At 73.7% G+C, this 14,010-nt stretch carries 12 protein-coding genes and 1 riboswitch; of the genes, 11 read left to right on the top strand and 1 reads right to left on the bottom strand.

The features are described from left to right. The 9 genes from AWX74_RS37540 to ribH form a co-directional block, all read left to right on the top strand. Window positions 1–316 (top strand): IS30 family transposase (locus tag AWX74_RS37540; protein ID WP_114476462.1); only part of this gene is annotated, 316 nt, incomplete at its 5' end. 429 nt (window positions 317–745) lie between these two features. Continuing rightward, complete coding sequence (locus AWX74_RS37535; protein ID WP_242666595.1) at window positions 746–3,049, top strand: primosomal protein N'; 2,304 nt, start codon at window positions 746–748, stop codon at window positions 3,047–3,049. 174 nt (window positions 3,050–3,223) lie between these two features. Then, the gene (def, locus tag AWX74_RS37530; protein ID WP_006540122.1) at window positions 3,224–3,775 is read left to right on the top strand and encodes a peptide deformylase; all 552 of its coding nucleotides are present in this window, start codon (window positions 3,224–3,226) and stop codon (window positions 3,773–3,775) included. 188 nt (window positions 3,776–3,963) lie between these two features. Then, window positions 3,964–4,977 carry a methionyl-tRNA formyltransferase gene (fmt, locus tag AWX74_RS37525; protein ID WP_091286800.1) on the top strand — a complete coding sequence of 338 codons (1,014 nt, stop codon included), beginning with the start codon at window positions 3,964–3,966 and terminating at the stop codon, window positions 4,975–4,977. Beyond that, the gene (locus AWX74_RS37520) at window positions 4,974–6,404 is read left to right on the top strand and encodes an RsmB/NOP family class I SAM-dependent RNA methyltransferase (protein ID WP_091286797.1); all 1,431 of its coding nucleotides are present in this window, start codon (window positions 4,974–4,976) and stop codon (window positions 6,402–6,404) included. Before fmt ends, AWX74_RS37520 begins: the two co-directional genes overlap by 4 nt. Before the next feature lie 145 nt (window positions 6,405–6,549). Continuing rightward, on the top strand, window positions 6,550–7,257 hold the full coding sequence (gene rpe, locus AWX74_RS37515) for a ribulose-phosphate 3-epimerase (RefSeq protein ID WP_091286792.1): 708 nt from the start codon (window positions 6,550–6,552) through the stop codon (window positions 7,255–7,257). Window positions 7,258–7,483: 226 nt separating this feature from the next. Then, window positions 7,484–7,614, top strand: a riboswitch (FMN riboswitch). Between the two features lie 132 nt (window positions 7,615–7,746). Then, on the top strand, window positions 7,747–8,433 hold the full coding sequence (locus AWX74_RS37510) for a riboflavin synthase (RefSeq protein WP_091286788.1): 687 nt from the start codon (window positions 7,747–7,749) through the stop codon (window positions 8,431–8,433). After that, complete coding sequence (locus AWX74_RS37505; protein WP_091286785.1) at window positions 8,433–9,962, top strand: bifunctional 3,4-dihydroxy-2-butanone-4-phosphate synthase/GTP cyclohydrolase II; 1,530 nt, start codon at window positions 8,433–8,435, stop codon at window positions 9,960–9,962. The genes AWX74_RS37510 and AWX74_RS37505 overlap by 1 nt, the downstream gene beginning before the upstream one ends. Beyond that, a complete protein-coding gene (gene ribH, locus AWX74_RS37500; protein WP_006540129.1) occupies window positions 9,959–10,441 on the top strand; it encodes a 6,7-dimethyl-8-ribityllumazine synthase in 483 nt (160 codons plus the stop codon). The genes AWX74_RS37505 and ribH overlap by 4 nt, the downstream gene beginning before the upstream one ends. Window positions 10,442–11,412: 971 nt before the next feature. Here the strand turns inward: ribH and AWX74_RS40525 are convergent. After that, the gene (locus AWX74_RS40525; protein WP_165615960.1) at window positions 11,413–11,664 is read right to left on the bottom strand and encodes a hypothetical protein; all 252 of its coding nucleotides are present in this window, start codon (window positions 11,662–11,664) and stop codon (window positions 11,413–11,415) included. 10 nt (window positions 11,665–11,674) lie between these two features. On the opposite strand from AWX74_RS40525, the gene AWX74_RS37490 reads away from it, so the two are divergent. Further along, window positions 11,675–12,505, top strand: a complete 831-nt coding sequence (locus tag AWX74_RS37490; RefSeq protein WP_091286813.1) for a MinD/ParA family ATP-binding protein — start codon at window positions 11,675–11,677, stop codon at window positions 12,503–12,505. Between the two features lie 46 nt (window positions 12,506–12,551). Then, window positions 12,552–13,640, top strand: coding sequence for an SseB family protein (locus AWX74_RS37485; RefSeq protein ID WP_091286781.1), 1,089 nt, complete (start codon window positions 12,552–12,554; stop codon window positions 13,638–13,640). The last annotated feature ends 370 nt before the right edge of the window (window positions 13,641–14,010 follow it).

Genomic DNA, 14,010 nt, shown 5'->3' with positions numbered 1-14,010 from the left:
GGCCGGGATCCCCGAGCGGCTACGCCGTTCGGTGACCTGGGACCAGGGCGTCGAGATGATGCGGCATGCCCGGTTCACCGTCGCGACCGGGATCCCGGTCTACTTCTGCGATCCCCACAGCCCCTGGCAACGCGGTAGCAACGAGAACACCAACGGTCTGCTCCGCCAGTACTTCCCCAAGGGCACCGACCTGTCCGTCCATACCCCCGACGACCTCGCTCGCGTCGCCGCTCAGCTCAACGCCCGACCTCGACAGACCCTGGGTTGGAAGACACCATCACAGGTCTACGCAGAAGCCTGTGCGATGACCCCCTGAAGACAAGCTGTGAGAACGACCAAAATCGTCAAGTCTTGCGGACCGCCAGATGACTCTGCGCCCCTTTTATGGCGGATTGACGGCATTGTGCGGTGGGTGGCCCGGCGGCGTTCGAGTACGTGCGGGTGGCGTTCAACGATGCGTGTGCCCGCTGCGCGATGATCCGTGGCCGTTCGGTGATCCGTCGCCGAAGAGGCCCGGCCGCGCTCTGGTTCCGTGGGGCCCGGCTGGTACGAATGCTTGGTGGACGACGGGAGCGCGGTGATCCCGGGCCTCGAGGGCCCGAGCACTGGTGGCTCCACGGGCGCTCGAGGTTCATCGGGCACTGCCAGCGCCGGGGGCGCGGATCGTTCCACCGGGCTGACCGGCGCCGGGCGCGGAGCACGAGCGGGCACGGGCGGACGAACGGCCAAAGGTAAGCCCGTCGCAGTGGCCGACGAGCTGCCGGTCGCCCGTGTCATGATCGACACCCCGCTGGTCCATCTCGACCGGCCGTTCGACTACCTGGTCCCGGCCTCGCTGGCCGCCGCGGTGGTGGCAGGCTCACGGGTGCGGGTCCGGTTCGCCGGGCGTCTGGTGGACGGAATCGTGCTGGAGCGGTGCGCCAGCTCCGACCACGAGGGGCGGCTGGCCCCGATCGCCCGATCGGTGTCCCCGGTGTCCGTGTTGTCGCCGCCGATCGCACGGCTGGCCCGGTCTGTCGCCGACCGGTACGCGGGAACGATGGCCGACGTGCTGCGGCTGGCGGTCCCGCCTCGGCACGCCCGGGCCGAGACGGCGGGCCTGCCGCCGGATGGCGGAGCCGTCGCGTCCCATGCCGACGGTTCGTCCGGCGGACAGGCCGGTGGTTCGGCCGGCCGGCAGGATCCGTCGGAGGCGACCGAATCCGTTCCCGAGCCCGGCCGGGCGGACTGGTCGATCTGCCCGGACGGGCCCGCCTTCCTGCGCGCGCTGGCGAGTGGCGCCTCGCCGCGCGCCGTGTGGTGGGCGCCCCCCGGCCCGTCCTGGCCGGAGATGATCGCCTCGGCCGTCGCGGCGACCGCTGCGTCCGGCCGTGGCGCGCTCGTCGTCGTCCCGGACCATCGGGATGTCGACCGGGTCGCCGCGGCCCTGGCCGGCTCGCTGGCCTCGTCGTCGCTGGCCTCGTCGTCGGTGGGCTCGTCGTCGGTGGGCTCGGTGCCGACGGGCGTTTCGGCGGTCGACCCGTCACCACCGCTGGTGCTGCGGGCCGACCTCGGTCCCGAGGAGCGGTACCGGCGTTTCCTCGCCGTCCGCCGTGGCCAGGCGCGGGTGGTGGTGGGCACCCGGGCGGCGATCTTCGCGCCGGTGGTGGACCTCGGCCTGCTGGTGGTGTGGGACGACGGCGATGACCTGCACGCCGAGCCGCGTGCCCCCTACCCGCACACCCGGGACGTCGCGGTCCTGCGCGCCCGGGAGGAAGGCTGCGCGGTTCTCGTCGGCGGCTTCTCCCCGTCGGTGGAGGCCGAGGCACTGGTCCGGGTCGGCTGGGCGGGCCGGCTCGGACCCGGCCGAGACGCCCTGCGGCGGCTCGCCCCGCGCGTCGAGCCGGTCGGCTCCGACTTCGAGGCGTCGATCGACCCGGCGGCCAGGGCCGCCCGGCTGCCGTCGCTCGCGGTCCGGGCGGTGCGGGCCGCCCTCGCCGCGGGTGTGCCAGCGCTCGTGCAGGTGCCCCGACGCGGCTACCAGCCGTCGATCGCCTGCGCGCGATGCCGTCGCCCGGCCCGCTGCCGGGCCTGCTCGGGGCCGCTGGGGCGTACCTCGTCCGCGGCCGCGCTGGCGTGCCGCTGGTGCGGCCGGCCGGTTCCTCGGCCGGCCGACCCCACCCGGGCGGGGCAGGCGGGGCGGCCCACGGGCGGCTGGCGGTGCGGGAACTGCGGCGGCGACCAGCTGCGAGCCTCGGTCGTCGGTGATCGCCGCACGGCGGAGGAGCTGGGCCGGGCGTTTCCCGGAGTGCCGGTTCGTACCTCGGGGCGGGACACCGTGCTGGCCACGGTGCCGGGGGAGCCCATGCTGGTCATCGCGACGCCGGGCGCCGAGCCGGTCGCGGCCGGCGGCTACGGGGCCGTTCTCCTGCTGGACGGCTGGGCGTTGCTGGGCCGGCCCGATCTGCGCGCGGGGGAGGAGAGCCTGCGCAGATGGCTGGCGGCCGCCGCGCTGGCCCGGCCCGCCGAGGCCGGTGGTCTCGTGGTGGTCGCGGCCGATCTCGGCCTCGGCCCGGTCCAGGCGCTGGTGCGGTGGGATCCCGCTCAGTTCGTCGGGCGTGAGGCGGATGAACGTGCCGAGCTGGGTTTTCCGCCCGCCAGCAGGGTCGCGGCCGTCGAGGGCACCCCGGCCGCGCTTGGCGAGCTGCTCGCCGCGGCCAGGCTGCCGGACGGCGCGGACGTGCTCGGCCCGGTGCCGGTACCGGTACCGCGCCGGGTCTCCGGCGGCACCCGTCCCGCCCGCCCCACGCGGCCCGCGCGCCCCGGCCGCCAGACCGGGCCGGATCGGGTGGAAGGCGGTGGCGCGGTGGAGGGCGGTGCGGCCGAGGAACAGCACGCGGTCGCCGCGCACGATCAGGGTCCGGGCGAGGAGGTCGAGCGCCTGATCATCCGGGTCCGGCGGCATCAGGGCGCTGAGCTGGCCCGCGCGTTGCGGGCGGCCCGCGGCACACTTGACGCCCGCCGCGCGGACCGGGTGCGGGTCCAGCTCGATCCGCTGATGATCGGCTGATCCGCGGTCGATGGCCGACCCCGTAGCATGAGGCTGTCCGATCTCACTGATCCGGCGGCGATCGCTGTCCGGGGTCATCCGGGTGAGCCCTGTTCGGGCGCCTGGCGGCGCCGGTGCCAGGGGCGGTGCCCAGCGAGTTGACGACGTTCAGATGACGACATTCAGGGAGTGGCCGTGTCCGTCCGTGACATCCGCCTGCTGGGGGATCCGGTGCTGCGCACGGTCGCCGACCCGGTGGCGACCTTCGACCGGGAGCTGCGCCGTCTGGTCGACGACCTGGCCGAGACCATGAACGAGGCCGGTGGTGTCGGGCTCGCCGCCCCACAGCTCGGGGTTTCCCTGCGTGTCTTCACCTATCTGGACGACTCCGACGAGGTGGGCCACCTGGTCAACCCGGTGCTGGGGCCGTTCAGCGAGGAGATGATGGACGGTGAGGAGGGATGTCTGTCCCTTCCCGGGCTGTCGTTCGATCTCCGTCGCCCGGAACGCGTCCTCGCGGTGGGGCAGAACGTTCACGGTGACCCGGTGACGATCGAGGGCAGTGGCATCCTGTCCCGGTGCCTGCAACACGAGACCGATCACCTCGACGGGATCCTCTTCATCGACCGCCTCGACAAGGAGACGAAGCGGGCGGCGATGAAGGCCATCCGCGAGGCGGAGTGGGCGAACGAGCCGAAGCCCACCGTGAAGGTCTCGCCGCACCCGCTGTTCGGCCGCGGGCGCTGAGCTTCCACGCGAAGATCATAATGGCCGCGCTACTGGCGGCGACGGCGAGTGGTTCGGTGGTGGGCACGGTGATCGGTTCCACGATCGGGTCCGCCGCGAGTTCGATGATCGTGATGATGGTGGGGACGATCGGATCGGCGGCTGCTGCGGATCCGCCCCGGGACCGGCGCTGAGGAGCTGCTGCGGTCATGCGTCTTGTCTTCGCCGGCACTCCCGATGTGGCGATCCCGAGCCTGCGCGCGCTGCTGGACAGCCCGCGCCACCAGGTCGTCGCCGTGGTGACGCGGCCGGACCGCCCGGCGGGCCGTGGCCGGCGTGTCCGCCCGTCGCCCGTGCATGAGCTGGCGGGCGAACGTGGGCTGGAGGTGCTCTCCCCGGCCCGGGCCGGGGATCCGGAGTTCCTCGGCCGGCTCGGCGAGATCGCCCCGGACTGCTGCCCGGTCGTCGCCTACGGAGCACTGCTGCCCGCCCCGGCACTGGAGATCCCCAAGCACGGCTGGGTGAACCTGCACTTCTCGCTGCTGCCCGCCTACCGGGGAGCGGCGCCGGTCCAGCGTTCCGTGCTCGCCGGCGACGACCTCACCGGTGCGAGCGTCTTCCAGATCGAGCCGGCCATGGACACCGGCCCGGTCTACGGGGTGCTGACCGAGCGCATCCGTCCCAGCGACACCTCCGGTGACCTGCTGGAGCGGCTGGCGGTCGCCGGCGCCCGCCTGCTGGTGGCAGTGCTCGACGGCATCGAGGACGGTTCGGTCGAGGCACGTCCGCAGCCCGCCGACGGGGTCTCGCTGGCCCCGAAACTCACGGTTGACGACGTCCGGGTCGACTGGTCGCAGCCCGCGGTGGCGATTGACCGGCTGGTGCGCGCGGCGACCCCGGCGCCGGGGGCCTGGACGACGCTGCGGGACCGGCGGGTGAAGCTCGGCCCGGTGCGACTCGGCAGCCCGAACACCGGCAGCCCGAACACCGGCAGCCCGAACACCGGCAGCCCGAACGCCGGGATCCCGAACGGCGGCGCCGCGGGCGACGGCGGGTCGTTGCCGCCCGGGCGGATCGTGATGGCCGGGAACGGTGCCGTGCTCGTGGGCACGGGAACCGTTCCGGTGGCTCTCGGCGAGGTCCGTCCCGAAGGGCGGGGCGCGATGCCCGCCGCGGACTGGATCCGCGGCCTGCGCCCCAGCTCGGAGGAGGCCTTCTCATGAACACATCGGCGCCGCGGCGCGGCGGGGCGGCCGATCCGGCCCGCCTGCTCGCCTGGGAGGTGCTGCGCGCCGTCGACGAGCGTGGCGCCTACGCGAACCTCATGCTGCCCGCGCTGCTGAACCGGCGCCGGCTCTCCCCGCGCGACCGCGGGTTCGCGACCGAGCTGACCTACGGCTCGCTGCGCGCGCAGGGCACGCTCGACGGCGTGCTCGGCACGGTGACAAGCCGCCCGGTGGACACCGTGGACCCACCGGTGCGGGACGCGCTGCGCCTGGGCACCTATCAGCTGCTCTCGACACGGGTGCCGGCCCGGGCGGCCGTCGCGTCGACGGTCGAGCTGGTCCGCGCCACCTGCGGGGAGCGCCCCGTGCGGTTCGCGAACGCGGTGCTGCGCCGGGTCGCGGCCCGGGTCGAGGAGACCGCGGGCGACGTGGCGGTCCTGCTGTCCGCACCGGACGTCTCCGTGGACCCGGTCGGTCATCTCTCGGTGGTCTCGGCGCATCCGCGGTGGATCGTCGAGGTTGTGCTGGAGGCGCTGGACGGCGACGTGGCCGGCGCCCAGGCGGCGCTCGCGGCCAACGACCAGCGGCCAGGGGTCCATCTCGTCGCCCGGCCCGGCCGGATCGGAGTCGACGAACTGGTGGCACAGGCCACGGCGGCGGGTCTGCAGGCCCACCGCGGGGCCTGTTCGCCGTACGCCGTCCACCTCGAAGGCGGTGATCCGGGGGCGCTCGGCGCCGTCGTGGCCGGCGATGCCGCGGTGCAGGACGAGGGCAGCCAGCTCATGGCCCTGGCTCTCGCCGCGGTGCCGATGGTCGGCCGGAGCAGCGGGCTGACCGTGGACCTGTGCGCCGGCCCGGGCGGCAAGGCCGCCCTGCTCGCGGCCGTTCTCGCCACCGAGCGGTCGCCAGGGGAGGGGCTGCTGGCGCTCGAGCCCCGTGCCGCCCGCGCCGGGCTGGTGGCGGCGTCCCTCGCCGGTTTCCCGGCCGCCCACGTCGTGCGTGCGGACGGCCGGATGCCGCCGGTGCGCCCGGGTACCGCAGATCGGGTGCTGGTGGACGTCCCCTGCTCCGGGCTGGGTGCGTTGCGGCGCCGGCCCGAGGCCCGGTGGCGGCGTACCCCCGCCGACATCGCGGTGCTGGCGCCGCTGCAACGACAGCTTCTCGTCAGCGCGCTGGATCTCGTCCGCCCCGGTGGGGTCGTCGCCTACGTGACCTGCTCACCGCACCGGGAGGAGACGTCCGAGGTGGTCAGCGCCGTCGTCGGGCAGCGGGCGGACGTGGTCACGCTCGACGCGCGTCGCTCGCCGGTCTTCGCCGACGTGCCGGCGGACAGCCTCGGCTCGGGCCCGTTCGTCCAGCTCTGGCCACATCTGCACGGGACCGACGCGATGTTCCTGGCACTGCTGCGGCGCCGGAGCGACTGAGCCTTTTCCGCCGCCGATTCCGTCTCGCGCCATCCGGCGACCATGGTGCGAGACGGCAGATGCTCACTGATCCGGCACGAGGAGGAATCAGGTCCTCCTCACAGCGCTGGTTCAGCGGTGGACCGCAGTGGATACGCTCGCTCGCGTGGCAACCGCGCAGATCTATCCCAGCATGCTCGCCGCCGACTTCGGGCGAATCGCCGATGCGGCGCGCGCCGTGGCCGGGCACGCGGACTGGCTGCATGTCGACGTCATGGACTACCACTTCGTGCCCAACCTGGCGTTCTCGCCCGACACCGTCGACGCGCTGCGCCGGGTGACCGACACTCCGCTCGACTGCCACCTGATGATCGACGATCCGGACCGCTGGGCGCCGGGCTTCGCCGAGCGTGGCGCGGCGAACGTGACGATCCACGCCGAGGCCGTCGACGACATCGCCCGCACCACCGACGCGATCCGCGCCGCCGGGGCCCGCACGGGGCTCGCGGTGAAGCCGGCGACCCCGGTCGAGCACTACCTCGACGACCTGCACCGGTTCGACCTGCTGCTTTTGATGACGATCGAGCCGGGCTTCGGCGGTCAGAAGTTCATGGACGAGGTCCTGCCGAAGATCGCCGCGGCTCGCCGGCTGATCGACGACCGGGGGCTGGATCTGTGGCTTCAGATCGACGGTGGTGTCAACCGGGAGACCATCGAACGGTCCGCCGAGGCGGGTGTCGACGTGTTCGTGGCCGGTACGGCGGTGTTCGGCCTCGAGGATCCCGCCGCGGCCGTCGAGTCGCTGCGAGCGCTCGCGCTTGCCGCCGCCCCGCGCCTCACCGCCCCTGCTCCCGCCACCGCGTCCGGATTCTGATCGGAATTGATTCATTACTTTCGGTGATGTTCGCCGAGAGTTATTGATCGATTTTCACGATGGGCGTCCATGTGGTCGCGCCGCGATGTTGATGGTCGCGTGTCGACTGCCCGTTGGTGCCGCTCCGTACCGATTGTGGGCCCTCGGAGAATGACGTGAATTACGCTCGTGGGCCCGAGCGTCCGAGGCCGTCGTATGTCAGACTTGACCGCGTACTGACAACAGCACGCGCGCTCCGGGGTCGGTGAAATTCCGAGCCGGCGGTGATAGTCCGCGACCCGTCCACCCGTGTGGTGGCCGGTGGACCTGGTGGAATTCCGGGACCGACGGTGAAAGTCCGGATGGGAGGACGCGCGCGGGGCACCGCCGTGCCGACCATGCGTGTGGTCGTCGCGGCGTTGGGTCGGCGCTGCCGCGTCGGCTTTGACCCGCGTGATCTTTCTGTGTTCTCGGGACGTGGTGCCGGGACCGGGAAGGCGCGGGGATCGGATGTTCACCGGCATCGTCGAGGAACTCGGCGTGGTTACCGCGATCGAGCCGCGGCAGGACGCCGCGTCCTTGACCATCGAGTGTCGAAACGTCCTGAGCGATGTGGCGCATGGTGCCTCGGTGGCGGTCAACGGCGTATGTCTCACCGTGACCTCCTATGCCCGTCCTCCGGACGCGGAGGGCGCCGGCGTGGCCGAGCCCGCCGTGGCCGAGCCCGCCGCGGACCCGGCCGGTGTGTTCACGGCCGACGTGATGCTGGAGACGCTGCGCAGGTCCTCGCTCGGCGCGCTGTCCGTCGGTGACCGGGTGAACCTGGAACGCCCGGTACGGCTGTCCGACCGCCTCGGTGGGCATCTCGTGCAGGGCCATGTCGACGGGGTCGGCGTCGTCCTGGAGCGGGCGCCCGCCGAGCACTGGGACGTCGTCCGGATCGCCCTGCCGCCGCGGCTGGACCGCTACCTGGTGGAGAAGGGCTCGGTCACCGTCGACGGTGTCAGCCTGACCGTGGTCGACGTGCGCCCGGCGGCTGGTGACGAGCCCGCGAGCTTCACCGTCAGCCTCATCCCGACCACTCTCGCCGACACCACGCTGGGTGTCCGCGCGGTCGGCGACAAGGTCAACATAGAGGTCGACGTCCTGGCCAAATACGTCGAAAAGCTGCATGCGGATCTGAACGGATCACACTGATGACCACATACCTGGCCGGCGACTCCGCGGCCCCCTTCCAGCCGACCGGCACCCACCTGTCGGGCGCGGGAACGCCCGACGCGGCGGCGCCCGTGGCCCGCCGGCCCGTCGGTGAAGCCGCGCAGGCAGCAACGCAGGCGGCTCCGGTGGCGGCCGGCGAGCACGCCCGCCCCGCCGGTGAGACCGTTCGGCCCGCGGACGACGCAGGGTCGCCGTTCGCGACGATCGAGACGGCGATCGCCGAGATCGCGGCCGGCCGCCCCGTGGTCGTCGTCGATGACGAGGACCGTGAGAACGAGGGCGACCTGATCTTCGCGGCCGAGGCCGCCACGCCCGAGCTGCTTGCCTTCATGATCCGCCACACCGCCGGCGTGGTCTGCGTCCCGCTCGACCCGGCCGAGGTCGACCGGCTGGAGCTCGACCAGATGGTCCCGCAGAACACCGACCGGATGCGCACGGCGTTCACGGTCACGGTGGACGCGCGCACCGGCGTCACGACCGGCATCTCCGCCGCGGACCGCGCCCGCACCATCCGCCTGCTTGCCGACCCGACCACCGAGCCCGGCGACCTCACCCGGCCCGGCCACATCTTCCCGCTGCGTGCCCGCGAGGGCGGCGTGCTGCGCCGGCCCGGGCACACCGAGGCCGCGGTCGACCTCGCTCGGCTGGCCGGCCTGCGCCCGGCCGGGGCGATCTGCGAGATCGTCAACGACGACGGCACCATGGCCCGGCTGCCCGAGCTGACGGTGTTCGCCCGCGAGCACAATCTGGCCCTGATCTCGATCGAGGCGCTCATCGACTATCGCCGCCGGACGGAGAAGCAGGTCGAGCGGCTGGCCGAGGCCCAGATCCCGACCCGCTACGGACTGTTCCAGGCCGTGGGCTTCCGGGACACCCGTGACGGCATCGAGCACATCGCGCTGGTCCGCGGCGATCTCGGGGCGGGGGAGAACGTCCTGGTCAGAGTGCACAGCGAATGCCTGACGGGGGATGTCTTCGGATCGCGGCGCTGCGACTGCGGCAACCAGCTGGACGCGTCGCTGCGCGCGGTCGCGACCGAAGGCCGCGGGGTCGTGCTGTATGTGCGCGGGCACGAAGGGCGTGGCATCGGCCTGCTCGACAAGCTGCGCGCCTACCAGCTGCAGGACATCGGCCATGACACCGTCGACGCGAACCTCGCGCTCGGTCTGCCCGCCGACGCGCGCGAGTACGGCACCGGCGCCCAGATGCTGCTCGACCTGGGCGTCCGCAGCCTGCGACTGCTGACCAACAACCCGACGAAGCGGGTGGGGCTGGAGCGGCACGGCCTGCGGGTCGTCGAGCAGATCGGGCTGCCGGTGGCGCACACCCCGGAGAACCTGCGCTATCTGACGACGAAGCGGGACCGGATGGGCCATGAGCTGCCGGGCCTGCCGCTGGCTGTCGGCGCGGACGAGGCCGTGGCCTCCGCTCACGAGACGAACCACTGGTCGAAGACGGGGCCGACCGGCGTTGACTGGTCGGGCCGAGCGTGTGAGGAGGCACGATGAGCGGCGCAGGTGCACCTGCTGAGGAACTGCCCGACGCCGGCGACGTCAGGCTGGCGATCGTCGCGACCCGCTGGCACACGGAGATCACCGACTCGCTGCTCGGTGGCGCCCTGCGGGCCGCCAAGGACGCGGGAGTGACGGTCAGCCCGACCGTGGTCAGGGTGTCCGGCGCGGTGGAGCTGCCGGTGGTGGCGGCCGCGCTGGCATCCCGTCACGACGCGGTGGTGGCGCTGGGTGCCGTGATTCGTGGTGGTACACCGCACTTCGACTATGTCTGCCGGTTCGTCACCGACGGCCTGGCCCGGGTCACCCTCGACTCCGGGGTACCGGTCGGCTTCGGCCTGCTGACCTGCGACACCGTGGAGCAGGCGCGCGACCGGGCCGGCCTGCCCGGGTCGGTGGAGGACAAGGGGCGCGAGGCCACGCTGGCCGCGCTGGACACGGCTGTCGTCCTGCGCGGGATCGCGGCGCTCGCGTAGCACCTCCCGCTCGCCCGACTCCATGTCCCTGTGGGATGTCGGTGGCCTGTCATCAGGTGTGGACGGTCCGTCACGATGGTGTCGGCCCGTCACACTTGTGGGGACGCACCTTCCGCGAGAGTGTGTTTTCGAACCGTATCGGTGACCTCGCGTGATGCGGGGTCCACGCAGGCACGCGGCGGCCGGGGGCGTACCGTGGCCGCACGGTGGTCGCGGTGGCGGGTTCGAGGGGGGCCTGCCGCGTACGCGTCGCCTCATGCGGGGTTCCGGTACGACAGGCCGGTTCGGTGGTGGGCGGGGGGCCCGCCACCGGCGCCGGCCTTTCGGACGGTCGACACACATGGGGTGGGGCAGATGCACGAGACGGGCCGCGGATCCGAACGTGACGGGGGCGGCGAGACGTTCCCACCACGATCCGACTCCGAGGGGTCCGAGCCCGGCGGAGCAGGTCGGGAGCGATACGGCGCCGGCGCCTCCGGCACGGATCCGGGACTCGGCGCGGGAGGTACGGACCCAGGAGACACCGGCGACGACGCCGAGGGTGATGCCCGCCCGGTGTCCCTGCTGGGCATGCGGATGACGCAGGACTCCCAACCCGGTCTGGCCACCGTCGGCCGCCGCGCGGGCCGGGGTCGTCCGCGGGTGCCTCGATCCGAGCCGGAGCGCGGTGCCACGGCGACGAACCCGCCGGCCACGGCGACCAATCCGGCGGCGGCGCCGCACGCGGCCCCACCGCCGCTCACCGCGTACGCGGGTCCGCCGGTGCCGCCCGGTCCGGCTTCTCCCACGAACCCCGACCAGGTGCGGCCTGACCACGGGTCACCTGGCCATGGGTCACCTGACCACGGGTCGGCGGGTCCGGCCGCTCCGGCGAGTGCTCACGAGCCCACCGCGGGAGGCGGCTGGGTGCCGCAGGTCGTAGCCCCGAACGCCGCGGCCGAGGGGCCACCGGCACTCGCTCCCGGTTTCGGTCAGCGTGCGCCGTTGCCGCCGCTCCCACCGGTACCGAGGCCGCATCCGACGGCGCAGCCGCAGCAGCAGCCGCGACCACAACCGGTGCCGCCACCACCACCGCCACCGCCACCGCCACCACCGCCACCGCCACCGCCACCGCCGCCGCCGCCACCGGCACTGCCGGCACCGGTACCGGCGTCACCGCCGCCGTCCCCGCAGCTGGGAACGCGACCGTCCGCGGTGTCGTTGCCGCGCCCGTCGGCGTCCACGATCGTGACCGTGCCCCCGCGCGCGTCCCTGCCCGCGGTGCCGTCGCGCCCCGGGGCAGAGATTGTTCCCGCGCCCTTCCGCGGCGCCGCGGTCCGTACCCGCTGTGTCCTGGTCGGGGGATTCGGCGGCGGCGGCGGCCGAACGACGGTCGCCGCCGGGCTCGGCCTGGCGCTCGCGGCCCGCGGCCGTGCGCGCGTCGTCGCCGTGGATGCCTGCCCTGACCAGTACGGGATGCTGACGCACCGGGTCGGCCTGGGCTCCGGGACCAGCGGGGTGCGGGAGCTGGTCACCGCCCAGCCTCCGGTCGAGTCGCTCACGGAGCTGCGGCTGTACCTGAGGGCGGACGGCCCCGGTGGTCTCGAGGTGCTTCCCGGGGTGCACGACCTCACCGCGCCCGGGCTGACCGCGCACGAGCTGGCCGCTGCGCTGGACCTGCTCGGCCGCTGGTTCCAGGTGGTGATCGCGGATGGCCCGCCGGGCTGGAGCCAGCCGGTGTCCGCGACGCTGCTCGCCCGCGGCGACCAGGTCGTCCTCTCATGCCGCGCGGGTGAGGCGGAGCTGGCCGCGGCGGGTCATGCGCTGACCGCGCTGGCCGCCGCCGGGCGGGCGGATCTGCAGGCCTCGGTACTGGTCGCGGTCGTGGAGACCTACCCGACCCGGCTCACCCGGGCGGCACGTCAACACCTGGGCGATCTCGAGGCTCAGGCTCGCCGGTTGGTCACCGTCCCCTTCGACCCGGGGCTGACGGACTGCCGGCCCGTCGACTGGTACCGGCTGCGCCGGCGGACCCGGGCGGCCTTCGAGGAACTGGCCGCGGCGGCCGACCCCGCCGATCAGTGACAGCCGCCGTGCCGGACGGACCGATCGAGGCACTACAGTCGGTGTGATGCCTCCCGACCTGCTGACGCCACCCGGGCAGGGTGATGACGGGCTTGCCGACTCCGCGCTGCTGGCCGCGTTGCGATCTGGCGACCGGGCCGCGCTGACGGCGGCGCTGCCGGGGGCCCGGGTGTTCGTCGGGGTGGAGGCGAGGGCGCTCGCGACCGATGCCGTTACCGGCGCGGACAAGAAGAGCGACATGGTTCTGGTGACCCTGCGCACGCCGTCCGGTTCTGGTGCGCTGCCGGTCTTCAGCTCGGTCGACGTCATGGCCGCCTGGCGTCCGTCCGTGCGTCCGGTGCCGGTGACGCTGCCGGATGCCTGCGCCGAGGCCGTCCGCATGGGTCTGGCCGCGGTGGTGATCGATCTCGGTGGGCCGGCGCCGGTCACCCTGGACGTGCGGCCATCCACCGAGGACGGTGCCAGGGGTGCCGCCTGGCGTGGTCCGCGGCCGTTCGGGTCCGGCGAGGGCATGTGGATCTCCTCCGGGGCGGCGAGCGCCGGCGGTGGTGCGGCGAACGGGGCCGCGCAGGCCGTCGGCGGGGCTGCTTCCGACCGGCGTGACGAGGTGATCGTGGCTGACGACGACGGCGGCGGGCTGCTGCGCCCGCGCCCGGTGCCGCTGGGCGCGCGGGGCCGGCGGCGGATTCGCGCGGCGCTGGCCGGTCTGCCCGCCGGTACCGAGGTGTGGCCGGCGGAGCTCGCGCAGTCGGTCGGGCCGGATCACCAGGCACGTCCGGTGCTCGCCGTGGCGGTGCACGGTGTGGCCCGTGCCGGCGCCGCCACGGGCGCCCGCGCGCGGGCCGGTGGCGCGCCGGCCGGGGGGTCCGGCGGTGCGGCCGGTGGCCGCGGCACGGAGGCCGAGCTCGACGCGATGGTCACCGAGATCGTGCGCCGGCTGCGGGAGGCCATGGAGGACCCGTCCGCACCGACGATCGTCGGCACCGGCGGCGGCCAGGGCCCGGACGAGATGGCGGCCGCGGTGCTCGTGGTCGACCCCACCGAGGTGCCGGCGGTGCGGGCGCACCTCGGGCGTGGGGTTCGTCCACCGGGGCGCCGGGGCTTTCGGCTGCTGGGCGCGCGGTCCCGGTCGTGACCGGGATGCCGGCGGCGCCACCAGCAGGAGTGGGCCATTTCGGCCGCTGACTCCGACCTGTTCCGTTGTCGGCTCTGACCTGCCGAGACAGTGTCCGCAGAGGCGAGACAGTGTCCGCAGAGGTGAGATGGAAAAGGCTCGGCGTTGATCGTGGCGGTACGCCGGTCGGTGACCGACCGGGATCCGGAGCGGGGCTGTCGCCCCTGGCCTGGCCTGGCCGGGCGCGCGGGGCGGATCGGGACGGAAGCCCTTGTTGATCGTCCCTCGCCGCGGGCTCTGCTACGCTGGGCTGCAGACCACCTGGTGGCAGGTACTGGCACCATGCTTCGGTCGCCGTGTCCGGCAGTCGCACCCAGACTGTCCCACTTCG

Source organism: Parafrankia irregularis, assembly GCF_001536285.1.
GTDB classification, from domain to species: Bacteria; Actinomycetota; Actinomycetes; order Frankiales; family Frankiaceae; genus Parafrankia; species Parafrankia irregularis.
This window is presented reverse-complemented; position numbering and strand designations above follow the sequence as displayed.